The organism is Carnobacterium mobile DSM 4848 (assembly GCF_000744825.1).
Taxonomy (GTDB): domain Bacteria; phylum Bacillota; class Bacilli; order Lactobacillales; family Carnobacteriaceae; genus Carnobacterium_A; species Carnobacterium_A mobile.
In genome coordinates, this window is record NZ_JQMR01000001.1 from 575,223 (window position 1) to 596,741 (window position 21,519).

Sequence of the window (21,519 nt, forward strand, 5' to 3'; positions counted from 1 at the left end):
TCTCGTAAAAAAGGGTGCACTAACCCTTTGGTTTTAAAGCAATTTTTAAAATTATTGGTTTACTATAGGTAATTTAAATTCTGAACAATCGTTTCAAATTCTTTATCATATACATTTGCACGACTGAACTGGACTTGAATTCGACGAGCATGATAAGTCAGACGAGAAGCAACTTTAAACAATCTAAAAAGAATGGTATCGATCAGCGACTTTCTTTCTGTTTTTGGAAAGACCAGGTATTTCATTAAAACCATCAGATTATAAGCGATTCCGCTAATCGTCATTCGAATAGCATTCGTCAAAAATGCAGAACTATCTGTTTTATCAAAATAAAAGCCGGACTTGATTTCTTTAATAAAATTCTCCATCGTTCCACGATTTTGATACTTTTCAACTACCTGGTCATTACGAATAGCCTTAGAAAGATTGGTTATCACAAACTCATGACGAAAAAGTAATCCATCATGTGTTGATTTTATCACGACTCGTTGTGGTTTCTTCCATGATTTTGCTTGGTAATCAATCTCAAAGTATTGAACTTCTGTTTCTTCCCAATTCGTATCATCTCCATAGGTGATTAGGTGTTCTGCAATAGTTTGAAGCTTCGTATTGGCTTTTAACCGGATCACAAACTGAATAGGATAATCATCTGCTAGTTCATAAATTTCGGGTGTGGCAAATCCACTGTCTCCACGTATCAGAATGTTTAATTCGGTCGTCCGGTTTTGATAGGAATCTAGTAAGTTGCGAACAAAAGAGCCTACGCCTTTTGAGGCGTATTGATTTCCTGAACGAAGCTTAGCCCCAAGAAAAAGACCGGTAAGTCCATCAAAAGCAAGTAGTGGCTGATATCCGGTGGTCCCATAATGTGCATTATAATCAGTTGATTCTTGCTTACCAAATGTATCAGAATGAGTAGAATCTAAGTCTAAGACCATCTCTTGTGTGGCTTGAGATTCATGGAAAAGTTTGACTAAATTCTGTGTCAACTGATTCAGTTCCTCCAATTTTTTCTGTGGCTTCTGAAAGAAGTCGAGAAATAGTCGATTGTGAACTTCGTTCATCTTCATCTAGGATGAGCTTAAAAATGGGAACATGTCGCAAGGCATTGGCTGCGCGATCCGCCTTAGAACCTGAAATGATTTGATACAGTAATTGAAGAAACGTTGTATTTTTTGAATAGGTAAAGTATTTTCGATTATCTTCAAAGTACACATTTTTCTTTACCAATTGGTCAAAATGAATCTTTTCAAGGAACTCACATATTAGAATAAGTCCGCCATGGGAAGATAATTCTTCATTTTTTGAAGAACTTCGAATATTTTTATTGAAACTTAAACATTTATCGCGTAAGTTTAACATATAGAACACCTCTGTTTTGTATTTTCGTCAAATCTACATTAACAGAAAGCTGTTCTTTTTTCATGCACCAAATGGATGAAAAAGGACATTTCTTATAAAGGTTAAAGAAATACGGTTTGAGAGAGTAAATTAAAAAACTATGAATTATCTGATTATTTTGGAGTAAATTGAGCCAGTGTTTCGGACGGTTAGAGCCATAGTTTCGCCAAAACAGAGCCACCTGTAATAATGGTCAAGGTTGATCCATAATCGCATCTGTAAGCGCTCCACCACCAAGGCGTTTATGCCAGCCTTCTTTAGTAAATTGAGAACAGGAGATGGTGGCGTGTGTCCGATATCGTCTTTCTAAAACTTCTAAAATATCTTGTTGCGTAATGGTATCCGCCGGGATGAGTAACCATTCATCGATGATTAGTAATTCGCAATTCTGATAATTTTTGAGTGTTTTCTTGTGCGTACCTTGCGCTTTTGCGAGTGCTAATTCAGTTAATAAATTTGGCAAACGGATATTACATTTTATCAACGGCAATGTGATAGTTGTACTGAACAGTTGCGATTTTACACAAACCATATTCGTATCGAACTCTCGGAAGTTTATATAGTCGAGGTTTTTCTTCACGTGAACCTTCTCTTTTCTGAAATGGGGAAGTATTGAATTCCTATAACAAAAGTTGGACCGCTTGATTCGCTTCATAGACGCTGTAGAATAAGTTACGCCGTAATTTAGCGAGTATATTTGTGGATACTTTTCCTACCGTCCCTTCAACACTTGCTTTCATTTTAGGTTTTCTAGGCTATGCAGGAAGAATGGCTGTATTGTAATAATCAGACAGTTCACGACATTGAGTGTTTAATACAACTTCTCCATTACGCGGGTGATTAATAACCCCAATTTTTAAGTTATCGCAGATAACTAGCGGTGTAACACCACCAAAAAAATGAAACATATTAACATGAGCAGTAATCCAATTTTCTTGTTTCATATCTGATGTTACTTCTACATAGCTATACTGACTGTAAGGGAGTGTAGCGACAAATAAATAAGCTTTCCTAGGTTCATTCGTGTCAGGATCAATAATGGTCATTGTCTGCCCAGTCCACTTCAACCTTCTCTCCTGGTTGGTGTTTAAAGTACATAGTTGCCTTGTTCGTTTCAATAAATTGATTAAAGTAATGACAAAATTGTGTATAACCGAAGGGAATGCCACCCGTAAGTTGAGTTTCTTTTAAATATTCTCCCAAAAGTAGTTTTTTGTTACGCCAGATTTCCTCAACTCTTGTGTCAACTGTTCATAGTCTGGCATTACCTGAAACGTTTCTTGTTGAGATTTTGGAAATAACTTCTCTTCCAACTCTTGTTCAGTAAGAGAGCGGGCTTTTTCCCAATCCAATCCTATCGCCTTAGCCGCATGTATAACCTTTGAAACTGTATTTCTTGAAACGCCTAAAACTTCTGCAGTTTGCCTCTGTGACAATCGAGCATTTTGATAACGCAAAATTTCCTTGTGCTTATCCATACCAAAAACTCCTTCCGTATAATTAATAATGTAGGTAATTCCTACACTACTGATTATACAGAAGGAGAGTGGCTCTAATACTCCGAATTGCTGGCTCATGTTAAGCGATACAGTGGCTCAGGAAAGACCGAAAGGCCTGGCTCCGCCATGACGAAATAATTAAATGATAATTATCTAATTAGTGTTGTACTCTTAGAGTAGAAATCATAGAGATAAAGTATTTAGTTTTTGGCCTATAAGACCTTTATAAAAATGTGTACATAGTTGTCCTCATTTTAAACTCTTTTGCTTAATATAAGACTTATCATAGAGTATATGAGCTAACTCTTCACTTATGAAAAATATAAGAACCTTGTTTTCTAGGCAATTTCTAATATTATCTCAAATGTTTTCATATTGAGAAACCGAAGAGGGGGCATTTTCTGTGGCTTTCTTTATATTGTACATGATTCCTATAGTATTCTCATAAGTGGTGAGGTTTCAATACGTGAAAGAAATAGATTGAAGGCAGTAAAATAATTCCTTTAGAAGTGAAAGCTAGAATTGCTTGCTACTATTTCCAAAGCTATTTATCGGCCAATATTATGATGGAAATTGAAGAAAAGTTCTTCCATTCTATTTAGAAGAGGAAGAACCGTTAGAAGAAGATATAGTAAAACTGACACTAACTATTTTAAATAATACTTTAGAGAAATAAGAACCTTGCCACTGATATGGAAGAAGTCAGTGGATTTTCTTCCGCATTGGGTGGCTTTATGCCTCGCACTCACTGGCTCTATTCCGCCTAGGAGTCTCAAGCTGTTCGCAATACATATTTTATTCAAACTTCGTAAATACTATTATCTCAAATCGGTAAAAACAAAAAATAACCCTTCTTTGTACACCAATTTTATAAAATTGTTTAATATACCAAGTCCTAATTACCTACCCTCTAAAATTAATTTGTATGTCAAAATTTTTTCTCCGTGTCTAGTGTTTTAGAATTTCAAATAATTTTTTTGATTGAATTTATATTAAAATAGTTTTAGATAAAAACTTTTTATATAGGAACATTTTAATTAATCGAAGTTTTTCTCAATCCAATTTTTAGAATATTCAATTACTGTACCAATCGTCGATCGAGAAAAACAATGTCCTACATTTGGAATTTTCTTATGAACGACTTTCTTAGAATTTAGTACCACCTCATATTGAAGTGGATTATCGAGCTCTCCCGTTACTAACAATTGAGGTGTATCTGTTAGTTGAGAATATAGTTTGCGAATATCTATATTCTTTTCTTCTTTAAGGTAGTCAATGCTTAACCACAATGGACTCAACGGAAAAAGAAATTCCTTATTTCTTTTTATTAGCTTTACTTGATTCCCCTCAGAATGGCATATAGGTAACATAGGACTCCAAAAAATTACTCCATTTAATTTTTCCCCAAGATTTTTTTTTGCAAGTAATGAAGTAATCGCTCCTGCACTCCAAGAGATAAGAATTATATTAGAATCAGGAATTGAATATTGCTTTTTTAAAAAATCCAAGCTACGTTCTAATTCTTGTACGTAGTTAGAAAATAAAGTCTGTTCAAACTTACCACCACTCAAACCTGTACCGATATGATCATATCGGTAACAAATATAACCGGCATTTTTTAATTTGTTAGCTAAAGTATGCCACGAACCATACTCTCCTAAAGAATCATTAGCTAGTGCATGTTCGAAAATAACTATATTTTTTTTTCGGATTGTTTTAGGAATGTACAAAGAACCAGATAACACGTCAGTTGCCATTGGAGTTGAAACAAGATCAAAACCGTCACTATTATTTAATATATAGTTATCCTTTCTTAACAGCGCAAAATTTTGATTATCAATTTCAAAATTAACAAGAAATTGTGCCGATAATTCTGCTATTAACCTATCATATATTAAAGAAGAATTTAGATAATATGTTTCTTTAGTAAAGGAACCTATCTTCTTTTTCTTGGCTTCAAAAGGAAAATCATCTTTATTCCTTAATTCGTTCCAATAATAAACTGTGATATTTTTAGAATTATTCCACTTTAATGAACAAGGCAAGCTTTCTATAAAACCATAGCCTAAACTCTCATTCTCTCCTGAATAAAAGGGCCCACAGATGCTGTCCCACATCCTAATTTCTTCATCCGGTTTAGCCAAATCCAAAATTGTAAATATATCATCAGATCCATTTTCGACAAGCAATTCATATTTTGATTCAATATATTCCAAATCTATATTAGTTACATTTTTTAGAAATGTAGTTGGTGCTGTTACATCTGGATTAATATACACTACTTCTGTAATATTAAATTTTTCAGCAATTTCATCTAGCAAAAAATTTCCTGCTCCTAATCCAATGATTACTTGATAGCTAAGCGAATAATTACTATTAAAACGCTTAACTACATTAATACAAGTCTCTAACATCTTTTTATAAGTTAGATTTTCAATATCTACCCCACTATTTCCTGTATGAGGATAATCAAAAATAGTAACATTATTTCCAGAATTAAATAACGATTTAGCTATTTCAGTGGCAGTAAAACGAATACCAGAAAGACTTCTGTGGTTTACAGAGGGGCAAATTAATATATTTTGCTTATGATTTTTTGAAACCCACTCTTGTATATAAAAAGGAGTATTATTTACAATTTCCCAAGTTTTAATCATCATGTGTTATTTTCCTATATATATAACCTGATAATCCTTTAAAATCCACCACCTCTTGTGTATATATATCTTCTAATGAGATATTAAAAGTCTCTTCAATATGAACATATATCATCATGATATCTAAAGAATCAATTCCTTGATCAGTAAAAGGAATGTTTTTATTTATTTTTGTGACTTTTAATACTTCTGTATTAATTAAGTTTTCGAGTTTCTCTTTAATTGTTTCAAGGGTAATCATATCATAAATCCTTCTTTCATTATCTTATTTATTATCAATTTGAAAACTTTCAGGAGATAAAATTAATCGTTTTAAAATATTAAAATCTCCATCGGGATGAATTGTTTTCAAAATTTCAAGATTTTTTTCTATAGATTCTTCAATATTTCTGTTTCGCTTGTGTGGAATATGATAATTTTTAGCAAATTTATTAGGTAGAATAAGAATGTTTTTAGTCCATAATCTATATCCATATTCAAAATGTTCAAAGCCCCAATCATTAAATCTTTCATCAAAAAGCCCTATTTGATGAATAACATCTCTTGAAAAAGCTGCATTTCCAATTAACATAATAACCCAGTAGTAATCATGGTAAAATAAATTATCCACCGAACTTAACAAGTTGAATACAAGTTTAGGATAGTAGGGTAGTCTACTATACTTTTCCAAAGATTCCTCCGATACATTAAATATGTTTTTAGAGTAATAATCGAAGGGACTTCCTACAGAAACAACCGAATCATACTTTTTAAGTAGTTCTATATGTTCTCTTATGAATTGTCTACCTGGGATTCTGTCCCCATCACAAAAAATTAAATAATCCCCTTCACTATTTTTTATTCCAAAATTTCTTGCACAAGCTCTACCTAAATTTTTAGTATGAAAAATCTTGCAATAATCTGTTTTAACTATCTTTTTTATCATGTCGGAAGATACATTTTGAGTTCCATCTGTGGATCCATCATCTACAATAACTATTTCAAAATCATCTCTCGAAATAGATTGATTTGAAAACCCATTAAGTGTTGCTAATAAAGACTCTTTCTGATTATAAGCAGTGATTATCACACTTATTTTAATTCTGATCATCTCCTACAATTATCATTTATCTAATTGTGAATTAGCGCTGAAACTATTTTCTTTGCTTGTTTCCTATCTTTTTTTCTATTCACATTAATAGGTACAGCATTCAAATAGTAAAATTTTCTTGGTATCTCTCTAGCAGCTAATATATTAGAAAATTTTTCTTTTAGGCTTATTTCATCTAATTCTATTCCAGAGTATATACATACAAGGTAATCTATCTCATTATGATTCATTGGTACAACAATGGCCTCGTCAATTTCTTGACAACTTTCAAATACATTTTCTATTCTTTCTATAAGAATCTTATATCCATTAATATTAACAACATTATCTTTTCTCCCAACTATAACGAGTTGATTATACATATCAAAGTACCCTAGATCATTCGTAAGTAGCCAATCATTTGTAATCCACTTTTTACTATTATCAACATAACCACTAAATATTGAAGGAGTTTTCACACAGACTTCTCCAATTGTTCCCTTAGCAGCATAATTTCCTAGGGAATCAATTATTTTTATTGAAACGTCTTTGATAGGATATCCAACAGACATTGCATCATTTTTATTTGTTTGTACACAAACTCTAGGTCCACATTCAGTCAATCCATATGCATTATATATTTGAGCATTCACAAAAATTTTTTTAGCTTTTTTCTTAATAGAATCGGTTAAAATAGACCCGCTTGAATATATTTTTCTTATATCAGATATTGATATTTTATCTTTTTCTAGTATTTTAATGTATATTTTTAATAGTTTTGGATTTGTAAAAAATATCGTCGTTCTAAGCTCAATAACTTTTCTTAGTTGCCATAGTGGTGACACTTGTTTTGCACCAATATAAATTGGTGTTTTATTTTTCAGACAAACTAAGACTTCTCCAATCATTGTAGATGAATGACAGATACTTTTTGTTATAAATACAGAATCATCTTTTTGTAGATCTAAGTAGGAAATAATATTATCTGCATTAATATTAATAGCAAAATGTGACAGTATTACACCTTTTGGAATTCCAGATGATCCCGAACTAAATAAAATCAAGGCATCGCTTTTATCATATCTTGGAACAAATTTATCTACTATTTTCTGGCAAATAAATGTATACTTTGCATGGTTATCACAATACTTGTAGTCTATTTTTTCGGCATTAAAAAATGCTATAACTCTCTCATTACGTGTAAATCTTTCCTTTAAATTTTTATCTATCACACACTCACTTACCTGAGCTTTTCTAAGTTGATCGGTAATTATGTCTACCGAAAGTAGACTTTCAATTAAAACAACACATTTATTTTGATTCCAACTATCAATAATGTATTCAATGGTTTTTTCAGAATTATCCATTATCAATGCTACTCTTTTTTTCATAATTCACCTCAAATCTCTATGTCAGTTCAGTCACTATGCTTTTATACTCTCTACTTTCAGACAAAAATTCTTCTATTTTCCCAAATAATTGTTTATACAGAGATAAGTTCACTTCATAGCTGTTAATCATATAGTTGCATCCGGAATAGGCTTGGACAATATTATAGACTTCTGTGACATTATTTATAATTTTTTTCTCAATACACCACTCTCCACTCTCTTTTTTTGATAAAATTTTCCCTTCATAAATAAAAGACAATACTCTGCATAGATTTAAAATAGTTGATTCAGGGGCACTTTCTAATTCTTTTTCAGAACCTTTAATGTCGATATAAATACTTTTTACGTATGAATAATCAGGAACACTAGAAAATACCTTTTCTATAGGTGGTCCGTATAAAACTAGTCCACGGCTGTAAAGTAACTTGAAATAAGTTACTAAATCCCAATCATCTTTAAAGTCATCATTTATAATCAACTCGATATTTTGCTTATATATATCCAGCCAATTTTCTGAAAAATGAAGCTCATATGGGATAGGATACTTGATATCTAAACAGTTTTCTTCTTTAACAACGCTGAATTCTACACCTTTTTTGGGAAAGCTGTCCCATAAATTTAAAATACCCTTTAATATAGAAATTTTTTGTTCTCTAGTTACTTCCTTTCTTACAACAATAATTAAATCAATATCGCTAAAATTTTCATTAAAGCAATCGTATGCTATTGACCCATGGATATATATACCGACTAAATTTTCTTTCAAGTTTTGAATAAATAACTTTTTTAATTGATTTAGATTTGTTAAAACGTGTTTATCCATCTCTATTCACTTTCCTTATTTTTCAGTTCTACAATTAATTGTTTTAATATCGCTCGCTCTTTTTTTTCCATAACATCTAATATTTCTACAATTTTATCAGTTGTTGTCTTGCGTACAATATTTTTAGTAACAATGTTATATTTTATAGATAATTTCTTAAGCAATAGTGCTAAAGAAACAATTTCATTCATACTGCCTTTGTAACTACTGCTATCTATAATTATTAACTCCTTTATAAGAAAACTAACAATCTCTAATAGCCATTTTTTATGTTCTAATAGTTTATGTGGTAGTCTTAAATCAATGTTGTCATGCATATTTTTGTAGTATTTATTTATAACAGAATATGTTTCTATTCCAAAGGCTATTTCATTAGATGTATAAAATATATCGGGTATTGTATAAGACAAGTCCCTATCTGATAAATTTACACTTAGTATATAGTTTTCCAATTGTGCTATTAGGTATTGAACATTAAATTTATACTTACATTCATTAACCTTAACGAAAGTAATTTTTTTTTGTTCGTTATTATAGGCTTTCAAGTAATCAAATGAATATGAAAATTTGTCATATTCTACCATTGTTACTTCTTGCTTTCCTCTATTGCTGTATCCTAACAATTTAAATGAAGATAGTTTGTCATCATATCCAACAATTAATTGATCATGAGTAAAATCATTTTTTTTATAATACTCCCTATTTGGTAAAAAAAATTCATTTAAATGAATAAACACATAATAACCTTGAGTTAACTTATTTTTAATAAAATCAATAGTATCTTCCTTTAAAGAGTAGAAAAAATTTCTAGATAATTCATTTACTTCTAAACCAGGAATATCAAATGGTCTAATTAAATAATTCATTATTGCTAAATCTTCATTTTTAAAATTTTTAGAGATAAATACCCCAATATAATTATTATATAACCATCCTTCATAACTTTTATAGTTGGATACTATGTTATATGGAAAAGACTCGTTATTAAAACAATCCATAGTCGGGTGATTATTGATAACTAATTCTACGTTCACAATTATCCTCCTTAACCTTCATTAGCTATCCTAGAAACCTACACTTACTGAGTTTTTTCTAGGTGTTAGAGTATATAAGGTATCAATAAGTATTATATTTACGCTAAAGTCCTTATAATTTTCAATTTTAATATCTATTTTATTATTATTAATTGTTATTTTAATTATGGAGTTTCTAAATAAAAAATTTAAAGATAGGTCTTTAATTTTCAAACATAATTTAGGATTTATTGTCAATATATCATTTTCGATTTGTATCCCTAAAAATCCGTATAATAGTATCAACCATGAACCTGCATAAGCAGCTAAATGGAGCCCATTTCTATATTCTTCTCTTGGATAAAAATCTAAATTAAAACGTGCTGACATTTCCATATAGTTATAGGCTGTTTCTAGTAATCCAGCTCTTGCCGAAACAATACCTGCATGTGTTAGGCTTAAAGAAGATTCATGCATTGTTCTTTTATCATAAAAAATAAAGTTATCAATCATTTCTTCTTGAGAAAACATTGCAGGAAACATTGACATAAACATTAATACGTCACATTGTTTAATAATCTGTGTTTCAATATTTTCAAATGAATTCACTCTATTTCGGAAATTTGTTGAAAATTCTGGCAACCCATTTTTCGCATAATCGGATATAGTTTCATCCTTAAGATTAAAATACCCGTCAAATTGCTCAAACAAATTTCCTTTTTGGAAAGGCACTTTCATCTTATTTAATTTACATTTCCATATCTGGATATTTTTTTCTAACTTACTTTTCGATACAGTCAATTTATCACTACTCAGTTTCTCCAAAAATTGTACACAAAATGAGAAAGCCCATTTTAACATTTCATTAGTGTAGTAGTTATTGCTAACGGAAAGATGGTACTCATCAATTCCCATTACATTTGGAACCTCATAAACATCTAATTTGCTATTATAAACTAAAAGGCTTTCAAAAAAATGACACGACTCTATGAATAGTTCTATGCATTTTTGATTTATAATATCATTATCACCAGTAATATCTAAATATATTTTAATTGAATATATAATATCACTAGTAATATGCATTACCGATTCTCCTGTTTTTTCTTCCATTTTTTTTTGGTTAAGAAAGTCATGTAAGACACTTGGTCCACTTGGAATCCCAGTAGAACCACTTTCTTCCGACCAAAACGCTCCCTTTCTTCCAATATTTTCTGCATTCAATTTTGCTTGATCAAGCGTAGATATCCTATATTCAATTATTTGTTTTGCTTTCTCTGGATAAAAAAATGCATAAAATGGGACAAGATAAATGTCATTATTAAAGAAAAAATGCCCACTGTGGTATTGACTAGTTAAGCCGCGTGCAGGAATATTGTTTTTATCAGGGGAACTTATACTTGCTAATTGGTAAAAGGAATATAATAGACCTTCCATGTCTTTATCTGAGTTATTAATATTAAAATTCAATTCGATATACTTTTTTTCTAATATATCTGTATTATTTTTTTTATAATACTCAAAATTTTTATTTAATTTGTTAATTTTTTCTATTTCCTTTTTTACTGCATAGTACTTTCCATCTGCATAAAATATGTTTTTTCTGACAATACATAGCTCTACTCCTGGGGTTATATACATTGAATGTGCTACTCCATCTCGCTTATATTGCCTAATTTTTGTAGAACTAGAGTTAACAGATGTTTCAACAATTGTTTTAACTCCAAAAAAATTACTATCATTTAATGTTTTGTAAATATACTTTGTCCATCTATCTTTTAAGTCATAATTTAGTAGTTTCCAATGATGTGATTTCACGTTATTTCCAAAAAAACCTCCATGATAGTCGTTTCCATATCGATAATTTACACATGATTCAAAGCAAACAGATCCAGAAAAAGTTTTTGATAGTAGTTTAAAGCGACTAATTTGAACGTTTGAATAAGATAAAGATAATATATCCTCTTTCTTGAGAGTGAATTCATGGCCTGAATCTAGCTTAAAATTTATCAAACTAGTGACCATTCCAGAACAATAATCTAAGCTTTTTTCAAAATTATTAATCTGTATATGATCGAAATTTATATATTCTCCATCAATTATTAACTTAAAATCCATCCAGTTAGGAATCGATATTAATTGATCTTTAGTAGACAAACTATAATCATATACATTAGATATAAATATTCCTGGAATGCTAAAATCACTATCAAATTCTAAAGTATTACGTATGCCAACAAAAGTATTTTCTTGACTAAATACTGTTTCCAAAAATGAATTTTCTTCTTTTATATATTTAAATTCTTTATATTCCATATATCTGTCCTCTTTTAAACCATGACAATTTTTTCAAAAATATTTAATGTCTCATCAAGAATTTCTTTTGTATGAATAGGAGTAATACATATTGGTTCAGGGCATCGTGATAACGGCAATAAAAAACCATACAGTTTGTTTTTGAACGCCTCGTCATAGACTCTCATATGCTTTTCTTTATCCCATGTTTTTATAACTGATTCATAATTATCTTGTAACTCAGTTGTTCCAAAATGGATACTAACACGTCCTCCATATCCACGTGCAATACCCTCTACTTTTTTTCTGTTAAGAATCTCATTAACATTTTTTATGAAATAATCCATATTTTTTTGATTTAACTCATAAACATTAGGATTTTCTTGTAAAAATTTCACTGTATGATAAGCTCCAATGACACTTAGAATTCGCCCATTATTAGTTCCACTAACGATACAGTCACCAACCGGATCCAAAATATCCATATACTCTTTCTTACCAACTATCGCAGAAATTGGAAAACCACCTCCTAAAATTTTACTGATTATCGTAATATCGGGCGTAACTGCAAAATCCTTTTGAGCCCCTCCAATGTTATTTCTAAACCCTGACATAACTTCATCAAAAATTAAAATGATGTTACTTTCAGTACATAGCTTTCTAAGTTTTTTTAAAAAATCATTTTTTGGAAACATTATTGCTGAAGCTAAACATATCGGTTCTAGAATAACGCCCGCTATTTCTTCCTCTGATATTATTTTTTCAAATGATTCTATATCATTATATGCTAAAGATATTACATACTTGGACATTTCAAGTGGTATACCACTTGATCCAGGAAGAGATTCGATAGTCCCATTTGATAGTCTCTTACCAATATTACTAACATCATTAGAGAAATTAAGATAGTCATTTACTCCATGAAAATGCCCTTCAAATTTAATTATTTTTTCTTTAGATGTGATTGACCTTGCCATTCTGATGGCTTGCATTGTAGACTCTGTACCAGTATTAGTAAATCTTACCTTTTCAGCAGAGGGAACATTCTTTACGATTTGCTTAGCCAATTTAAGATGATACTTATTTTCGTATTGAAATCCAAACCCGATATCCTTTGCTTCTTCAAAAACACGACTTAAGTAATTAGGATTATGTCCCAAAAAAAGAGAACCCCATCCCATGCAATAATCTGTATAAATATCATTTTTATCATCCAATAAAAAGCATTTTTCTGCTTTTTTTACAATTAAAGGGTTAATATTCTCCATCTTGTTCCAGCCAGAAGAAACGCTCCCAACAAAATATTTATCAGCATCATTATAATCATACATAATAATTCTCCTCATCTCTAATTTAAATTTTAAAGTATTTATTGTATAATTCTGTTGAAGAATTTGTTCTTTCGTCTGTAAAGATTACTTTTATTTTGTTATCTTCACAGAATTTTTTTTCCATTAAAAAATTTTCATTATCTGAATTCTTGTAATCACTTCCTTTAACAAAATAGTCTGGAGATACCGCTTTCAAAGAATTAATAGCATTAACAGAATTTGACACAATTACTTTATCTACAATATCAATATGAGATAGTATTTGCTCTCTTTCATGTTGGTTATATGCTGGTCTATTAGGCCCTTTATTAATAAATTGATCACCAGTTATACTTACAATCAAGTAATCCCCATACTCCTTTGCTTTAAGCAAATGATACAAATGTCCAATATGAAATATATCAAAACAACCGTGACATAAAATAACTTTATCCAAAAAAGCAACTCCTTAATTTTTATAACGTATCAAAAAATTTTTTAATGATGTACACAATATATTCTATTTCTTTAAATTCATGTTTAGGGTGAATTGGTAGTGATAGTATTTTCTTATTTAAATCTATTGTTTTTTTTATTTCTTTTCTTTCGTTTAAATACAGCTTTTGTTCAGTGATTAGTTTTGGATAGTGAATTTTAGTTTCAATACCGTACTGTTTCAAGTACTCGCGCAATTTATTTCTATCTTCATAAAAAATCATGAATGTATTAAATACTGGAGATGTATTTTCAAATACATGAGGAAAAGTAATTGGATATTCTTTTAAATTTTCTTTATAAAAAGTTGCATATTCAACTCTTTTTCTATTATTACTATTTAAAAATTCCAAATTCAATCTACCTAATACAGCTTGCATTTCATCTAATCTTGAATTTCCTCCAATCATAATACTAGTATCTCGATTGATTAATCCATGATTCCTTAATAACTTCACTTTTTCAAACAACCTAGTATCATTTGTTGTAATAAAACCTCCATCTCCAAATACTGATAAGTTTTTCAATGGATGAAGACTAAAACAACCAAAATCCCCAAAGTTTCCTACCATTTTATTATTAACTTTTACACCAATTGCTTGAGCACAATCTTCAATTACTAGTAAATTATTATTTTGAGCAAATTTTATAATTTCTTCTATATTTGCAGCTAATCCAGCTAAATGTACAGGTATTATTGCTTTAGTGCGATTTGTAATAGCTTTATTAATACAGTTAGGGTCTAGATTCATTGAATCATCTACGTCAATAAATACTGGGGTTGCACCAACTAATTTTATAGCATTAGAGGTTGCTATAAAACTGTTTGCTACTGTGATCACCTCATCTCCTTCTCCTATCCCCAATGCTGAGAGAGACAAAAATAAGGCATCTGTACCATTTCCAACTGAAATTACATGTTTACAATTTAGATACTCTGCAAGTACATTTTCAAATAACTCCACTTCTTTACCTAAAATAAAGGAACCAGATTGTAAAACATTATCGATTTCCTCAAGATAGCGCTCTCTAATTTTTTCGTCAGTTACAGATAATTTTACATATTCAATTTTGCTCAATAGATATCACTCCTGTTTTAATTAATTCTTTTACTAAATCTATATTTCTATATTTTTTTTTCGAAAAGTCTTTTTCATAATTTAATTTAAAGTAATCATCTAGCTCTTTTATTCCTTCTTTTAATGAATATATACATTTAAAATTTAAATCTCTTTCAACTTTTTCAGAACATAATCTATAGCTACGTTGATCAACAATATTTTTAATTACTATCTTAGTTTCATTATCTAATGTTTCAACTACACAATCTGCAATTTCGTTTATAGTTAAATTTTCTTTAGAGACATTATAAATTTCACATTTAGTTTTATCGAAATCTTTAGAAATTATTGCAAGATATGCTCGAACCATATCCTTGATGTGTAAATTAGGACGCTCTTGCTTTCCACCAAAAACCTGGATTTGTTTAAATAATGAAGCTTGATATGTTAAAATATTTACTGATAAATCTAAACGTAATCTATCAGAATAGCCAAATATTGTTGCAGGTCTTAATATAGTATAATTTAGACCAAATTTATTATATGTTTTTAATAAATACTCTTCAATTTCAACTTTAGACTCAGCATAGATAGTTATAGGTTCTAAAGGTAACTCCTCTGTTACATCATCATTATCTTTTATTCCATATACACTTGCAGATGAAGCAAAAATAAATTTTTTCACTTTGTATTTTGCACAAAGATCAATTAAGACTTTACTTGCGTTAACATTAATACTCTTTGTCAATTCTGGATTTATCTCACTGGTTGCGTCATTAGACATAGCCGCTAAATGAATAACAATATCTTTTTCTTTAACTACTTTTTCTACTATTTCTTGATTCCTAATATCTGACTTTATAAAACAAAATTTTTTCAGATATTGCTTATCTATTATCCAATTTTCTCCAAAAATTGCCCAATCAATGACTGTCACATTATGGCCTTTCTTTAATAGTTCTGGAACTAGTAAACTCCCTACATACCCCGCTCCACCTGTTACTAATATATTCATAATAATTCCTCCTTATATATTTTATTGTTTATTCAGGTCTACTTATTGTACAAACATATAATTTACTAATGACTACTTATATTTACTAGCTTGTATTTCAAATAACTTTTTATAATCTCCGTTTTTATTCATTAGTTCTTCGTGATTCCCATATTCAGAAATGCTCCCTTCCTTCATAAAGTAAATCATATCTACATCTTTAACCGAAGAGAGTCGATGTGTAATAAGTACCATAATATTATGTGTAAAATATTCTTTTATTTTTTTAAATAAATTATATTCTGACTGTGGATCTAATGCACTTGTAGGCTCATCTAAAATTATCAAGTCAAATTTACTGTAAAACGCTCTAGAAACTGCTAACTTTTGATTCTGACCACCTGAAAGAGTGACACCCTGTTTATCATACTCTCTTGTTAATTCGCTCTTTATTCCATTTTTTAAACCTTCTATTATTTTTATTAAATCAACATTTCTTAGAGAATTCCAAAGAACTTTACTATCTATATTATTTTCTTTTAATGATATATTTTCTTTAACACTTATAGCAAAAACATTGAATTCTTGAAAAATACACCCTACCTTGTCATAATAATCATTTTTATTTAAAAGCGAAAAATCAGTGTCATTAATTCTGATTTGTCCAGATGTTGGTTTTAATAACCCTAATATAAGTTTAATTAAAGTTGTTTTACCGCTACCATTTTCTCCAACAATAGCAATTTTTTGATTCTTTATTAGCGTAATTGATATATTATTTAGAGAATTTGCTTCTTGATTGTTGTATCTGTAACTCACGTTATCTAACGAAATCTTATTAATCTTATCTTTAAAATGTTTTTTATTTCCCATAATATTATCCTCTTTAACCACTATTTTTCTATACTTTTCAATATAAACACTTGACTCAGAGAAAAATTTTATTGAATTAGATATACTTGATGAATTGAAGGCTATGCTACCAATAGAATTCATTATTGCCGCAAATAACCCTAAAGATATGGTTCGCAGAACAAACAATTCGTACATTGCATATATGGGCAATGACACATAAAGAATAACAATTTTAAATACTTCAGCTAACATTTGATAATAGAAAATTTTCTTTCCCCAATGCATTTTTTTAATAGTAAATTCTTGTATATTATTTCTAAATATTGATAACAGGATATTCTTTAAATTAAGAATTCTTATTTCGCCAGCAAATTCTTTTAAATAGAAAACCCTATCTATATACTCACTTTTTTTATAATATTTTTTTTCAGCAACCGTCTGCTCACTTTTAAAACCTGCTATCTTATTTTCAAATAGCGTATAACTCCCTTGAAATATAAAAACTAGAATGAAAAAATTTTGTCTCATTTTTAACATAAATACTATTACCGTAATAAGCATAGATATATTAAAAACTAAACTCATACATTCATCGATATACGTAGGTCCCTTTTTCTTAATTCCTTTAAACACGAAAAGAAAATCTTCACGTATTTCATTAATGCTTTCCATACTTTTTAAGACACTTTGAAATAATTTTACATTAATAGAACTATTCAACTTATCTATCTGTATGTCTTTATAGTATTTTTCATATAATGAATAAATTAAATGAGTTATAACTAGGTATCCACCAAACCATATAAAAACATTAATTAAGTAACTAAAAGAAACCTTTGTTTGTATTAAATCAAATAAATAGCCTAAAAAAATAACATTCACAAAACCCATAGAAACTCCGTTTAGTAAGCTAACCATACTTGCAACCACAATAAAAATGGAATTTAATTTAAATAGTTTTTTTAAAACAAAATAATTCTCTTTTATTATTTTTATCATCTTTATCCCTCTATGATTTTTTAATTTAAGTAATTCTCAGATTGCCTTTTAAAACTTTTAGCATACTCCCCATTCAATCTAATAAGTTCATCGTGGGATCCACTTTCAATAATTGATCCATCTTTTAAATAGATTATCTTATCGGCTTGCATAGTAGTTGTTAATCTATGTGATATACAAATCACAGTTTTTTCCCAATATTTCTCTTTAACTAGTTCATATAGTTTGCTTTCAGAAATTGGATCCATGGCGCTCGTTGGTTCATCCATAATAACAATCTCTTTCTTTTGATAGACACTTCTTGCAACAGCTAGCCTTTGTTTTTCTCCATACGATAATTCAACACCTTGACTATCAAAATCTGTATATAGAACTGTCTGTACCCCTTCTTTTAACGTTTCAATCTTATCAAATAATCCCACTCCCTTTAGTATATCAATAACATTTATATCAACTACATTATCATTATTTAATGTAATATTTTTATATATTGAAAAAGGAAAAAGTTGAAAATCTTGAAATATAGTTGAGAAAATGTTTCTATAACTCTTAGAATCAAGGTCTGTAATATTTTGTGAGTTACAATATATATTTCCTTTAGTCGGTTCATAAAAACCAAGTAATAATTTAATTAATGTGCTTTTACCTGAACCATTTTCTCCTACTATAGCTATTTTTTCGCCTTTAGATATATTTAAATTAATATTATCCAAACTATTTTTATCGTTACCGTTATATCTAAATGAAACATTTTTGAAACAAAAGTTTAAATTATTAATATTTGATAGTACTTTTGATTCTTTTTTTTCACTTTTGGGAATATATTCGAGAAACAATCTAAAATCTTCTAAATATCTTGAATTTCCATATACTTTTATAATAATTGCAACTATACGCTTAAGAGATTGACTTACATCTCCTAGAGAATCAATTAATAGGAAAAAATCTCCTAATAATAGTCTTTTACTAATTAAAACTTCATACGTTGTATAAACATATGTAATTAAATCAGTTATCACTTCATTTGATAAATAAAAATAATACTGAAGCTTCCATCTTTTTTTTCCATCTCTTCTTAATTGATTTTGTATTTTTACTGAAGACTGGCTGTATTTATTTATTAATAAGTTACCAATTGAAGTTGTAAACAACTCACTTTCAAACTTTTTCATATGAAACACTCTAAATATATATGACCTTCTACGTTCCTCTTTTTGGTTTTTTTCATACAATAGATACTCAATGTTTGTTATTTCTTTACTAACAAACCCACCTACTATGATTGGTAGTATAAGAACTAAAATGAAAAAAGGATTGATTTTATATATAAAGTAACAAGCTACTATTGAATAACTTAAAAGCTTTACAGATTCTTCAAGTAATTTTAATAAATCGAAAATTGTAACACTAGTCCGTTCTAATACTTTAACAAAAGTATCATAAAATTTTGGATTATCGAATTCTTCCATATCAATATTAATTGACCTTCTATAAATCATTTCAAGAACATTTTTTTGTATTTTTAAATTTGATTGCTCTACATAAACGTTCTCGAAGAAAGAATTCATTACATTCGTTACAAGTTTGCAAAATGCTATTCCAATTACTACTACTATCACTTTCTCTAATTCAACATTTTTAGTGAAAGAGTTCATAATATAACTTATCAAAAAAACTGAGCTTGTAAACTCCACTATGCCATTAGCTATATTTAATCCAATGCTAAAAGGGATTCTTCCCTTAGTGACCTTGTTAATAAGTTTTAAAGTATATATTTGAGCTTGAATTATTTGTTTAACATTCACAATATTCATTCTCTCACTTTCTATAAAATTCCATAAATATTTACTAATGATTATAGGCGATATAATAAGTCACTTAGTATTAACATCCAGCTTAGATAGATATTCATTCAAACTATTGATGCTTTTTTTAAATGTACTTTCTTCTTCTGCTAAAGAAAGTCTAAATATCAATTTATTTTCTTTTAATTTTTTAGTTGGAACTAATGTAAAGCAATTAAGTGGATATATAATTAAATTCTGAGACTCAAATAAATCTTTTGCAAATTCAAATTCATTACACGAAAAGTTTAATTTAATCAAACAATTAAATCCTGAATCTATACATGTTATATTATCGATGTACTTTGATAAAGTAAGCGAAAAAGTTCTTAAGTTAGATAAGATAGTTTCTTTGTAATCATTTATATCTTTTTTTTGGACATCATAACTACTCATATGAACTAAATTTGTAACCTTTCCCCTTGCTTCTAGTGCGACAAGAGAAGATAATAACAAGTCTTTTTTTATAGCCTCATGTCCAATTGTAATTGGACAATCACCAAACCTAATAAGATTTGCATAGTTACATACTTCTTTATTAGCTAGAACATATCCTATTCTTAAACCACTTATAGCTCTTTTTTTTGATAAACTATCAATAATAATAAATTTATCCCAGTATTTATATAGCTCTATAGAAAATCCATGGTCTATATTTGAAGAATCACTATATCTACACGGAATGTCTGATCCAATTTTTTCATATATAATATAAATATTATTTTTTTTGCACATTCTAACTACTTTAGAAAAATCTTCGTTTTTGTATAGAGTTCCTGTAGGATTATTAGGTTGAGTTAAAAATAACGCACTAAATTTTATGCTTGATTCGTCTAAAAAACATTGTATATCTTCTGGTTTTGGAAGATATCCATCATTAAAGCTATGACCAAGTAGTTGATAAAATGATAGATTTACGTTTGTTATTGACTGAAAAACAATCGGATATTGCAATCCCAAAACCAAAATATTATCCATTTCTTTCTCTTTAAGAAACTGGAAAATAATTCTTAGTCCATCTGCAGCACCACTAGTCATAAAAGGAGTATAATCATCAGGGAAATTTATATTAAAATAACTAGTCTCATATTGCCTAACCGCATTTCTCAATGATGAAGTTCCTAAGGGACTAGTGTAAATATTAATATCGCTTATACTTATATTCTTTCTTAAAAAATTATCTTTAATAATTGTTGTTGGGTTCAACAAGTTTGTACCGGATGATAATTCAGAACTACTTTGAGTTTCATTTTCAAAAAAAATAGAATCTAATTGAATGTACTCTGTTTCACTCCAGTTAATTTTTTTATACAAAATTATCATCTCCTAATAATTAAAAAATAGAATATTACACAATAGTTTCGCAAATTCAATGAAAGGTTTAATTCGATTGTGAATATATGTGATTTTTGAAGAAGAAATAGATTCGTTCTCAAAACTAATACTTTACAGAGTAAAATAAACCGTCTCATGCTTGTAAAATATAATAAATATTATATTTTACAAGCAATAATTGCTTTTTGATAATTTGCAGCTTGGCTTAACTAAATATAATAAATATTATATTTTAGAGCAAAATTTAAACACCTGACATATTTCAATTAGATTGAAAGCCCATAAGAAGAATTACTAGTTGCTCTAAGTTCACGTTGTTTCCCTCATTTATTAGTATTAACTATATTTTACTACTAAATTGAAGCGCTTTCAACTTTTTTTTTGTGTTTTTTTTAAGTTAACGGATAACTGATTCGCAAATTAAGAAAAATATGCAGAAACGAGTGAAGTTTTAACTAAAGAAATTAAAATAAATAAA

At 28.9% G+C, this 21,519-nt stretch carries 17 protein-coding genes and 1 pseudogene; all 18 read right to left on the reverse strand.

The window, feature by feature from the left end:
* Positions 1 to 62: 62 nt before the first annotated feature.
* Positions 63 to 1,362 (reverse strand): annotated as a pseudogene (locus BR87_RS02590) (IS1380 family transposase).
* 232 nt (positions 1,363 to 1,594) lie between these two features.
* Complete coding sequence (locus BR87_RS02595; protein ID WP_051929633.1) at positions 1,595 to 1,981, reverse strand: ATP-binding protein; 387 nt, start codon at positions 1,979 to 1,981, stop codon at positions 1,595 to 1,597.
* 175 nt (positions 1,982 to 2,156) lie between these two features.
* Entirely contained in the window at positions 2,157 to 2,468 is a 312-nt protein-coding gene (locus BR87_RS12565) for a DDE-type integrase/transposase/recombinase (RefSeq protein ID WP_156959072.1), read from the reverse strand.
* A 120-nt stretch (positions 2,469 to 2,588) separates the two neighbouring features.
* Positions 2,589 to 2,879, reverse strand: a complete 291-nt coding sequence (locus BR87_RS12570; RefSeq protein WP_051929637.1) for a helix-turn-helix domain-containing protein — start codon at positions 2,877 to 2,879, stop codon at positions 2,589 to 2,591.
* 1,058 nt (positions 2,880 to 3,937) lie between these two features.
* Positions 3,938 to 5,560: an alpha/beta hydrolase gene (locus tag BR87_RS02605; RefSeq protein WP_035028282.1), complete on the reverse strand. Its 1,623-nt coding sequence runs from the start codon at positions 5,558 to 5,560 to the stop codon at positions 3,938 to 3,940.
* On the reverse strand, positions 5,550 to 5,798 hold the full coding sequence (locus BR87_RS02610) for an acyl carrier protein (protein WP_035028283.1): 249 nt from the start codon (positions 5,796 to 5,798) through the stop codon (positions 5,550 to 5,552). Before BR87_RS02610 ends, BR87_RS02605 begins: the two co-directional genes overlap by 11 nt.
* A gap of 24 nt (positions 5,799 to 5,822) precedes the next feature.
* On the reverse strand, positions 5,823 to 6,647 hold the full coding sequence (locus tag BR87_RS12575; RefSeq protein ID WP_084683548.1) for a glycosyltransferase family 2 protein: 825 nt from the start codon (positions 6,645 to 6,647) through the stop codon (positions 5,823 to 5,825).
* A 20-nt stretch (positions 6,648 to 6,667) separates the two neighbouring features.
* Positions 6,668 to 8,017 carry a class I adenylate-forming enzyme family protein gene (locus tag BR87_RS02620; protein WP_035028284.1) on the reverse strand — a complete coding sequence of 450 codons (1,350 nt, stop codon included), beginning with the start codon at positions 8,015 to 8,017 and terminating at the stop codon, positions 6,668 to 6,670.
* Positions 8,018 to 8,033: 16 nt separating this feature from the next.
* Positions 8,034 to 8,840 carry an aminoglycoside adenylyltransferase domain-containing protein gene (locus BR87_RS02625; RefSeq protein ID WP_051929641.1) on the reverse strand — a complete coding sequence of 269 codons (807 nt, stop codon included), beginning with the start codon at positions 8,838 to 8,840 and terminating at the stop codon, positions 8,034 to 8,036.
* A gap of 2 nt (positions 8,841 to 8,842) precedes the next feature.
* Positions 8,843 to 9,874, reverse strand: a complete 1,032-nt coding sequence (locus BR87_RS02630; protein WP_035028285.1) for a hypothetical protein — start codon at positions 9,872 to 9,874, stop codon at positions 8,843 to 8,845.
* A gap of 30 nt (positions 9,875 to 9,904) precedes the next feature.
* Positions 9,905 to 12,169, reverse strand: coding sequence for a glycoside hydrolase family 65 protein (locus BR87_RS02635; protein ID WP_035028287.1), 2,265 nt, complete (start codon positions 12,167 to 12,169; stop codon positions 9,905 to 9,907).
* A gap of 14 nt (positions 12,170 to 12,183) precedes the next feature.
* The gene (locus BR87_RS02640; RefSeq protein WP_051929642.1) at positions 12,184 to 13,479 is read right to left on the reverse strand and encodes an aspartate aminotransferase family protein; all 1,296 of its coding nucleotides are present in this window, start codon (positions 13,477 to 13,479) and stop codon (positions 12,184 to 12,186) included.
* Between the two features lie 22 nt (positions 13,480 to 13,501).
* The gene (locus BR87_RS12580; protein ID WP_051929645.1) at positions 13,502 to 13,915 is read right to left on the reverse strand and encodes an adenylyltransferase/cytidyltransferase family protein; all 414 of its coding nucleotides are present in this window, start codon (positions 13,913 to 13,915) and stop codon (positions 13,502 to 13,504) included.
* A gap of 19 nt (positions 13,916 to 13,934) precedes the next feature.
* On the reverse strand, positions 13,935 to 15,032 hold the full coding sequence (locus BR87_RS02650; RefSeq protein ID WP_051929646.1) for a DegT/DnrJ/EryC1/StrS family aminotransferase: 1,098 nt from the start codon (positions 15,030 to 15,032) through the stop codon (positions 13,935 to 13,937).
* Entirely contained in the window at positions 15,019 to 16,029 is a 1,011-nt protein-coding gene (locus tag BR87_RS02655) for an NAD-dependent epimerase/dehydratase family protein (RefSeq protein WP_035028288.1), read from the reverse strand. The genes BR87_RS02650 and BR87_RS02655 overlap by 14 nt, the downstream gene beginning before the upstream one ends.
* Before the next feature lie 72 nt (positions 16,030 to 16,101).
* Positions 16,102 to 17,862 carry an ATP-binding cassette domain-containing protein gene (locus BR87_RS02660; RefSeq protein WP_035028289.1) on the reverse strand — a complete coding sequence of 587 codons (1,761 nt, stop codon included), beginning with the start codon at positions 17,860 to 17,862 and terminating at the stop codon, positions 16,102 to 16,104.
* A 20-nt stretch (positions 17,863 to 17,882) separates the two neighbouring features.
* Entirely contained in the window at positions 17,883 to 19,667 is a 1,785-nt protein-coding gene (locus BR87_RS02665; RefSeq protein WP_169741128.1) for an ABC transporter ATP-binding protein, read from the reverse strand.
* Between the two features lie 69 nt (positions 19,668 to 19,736).
* Positions 19,737 to 21,020: a pyridoxal phosphate-dependent aminotransferase gene (locus BR87_RS02670; protein ID WP_035028291.1), complete on the reverse strand. Its 1,284-nt coding sequence runs from the start codon at positions 21,018 to 21,020 to the stop codon at positions 19,737 to 19,739.
* Positions 21,021 to 21,519: the final 499 nt, after the last annotated feature.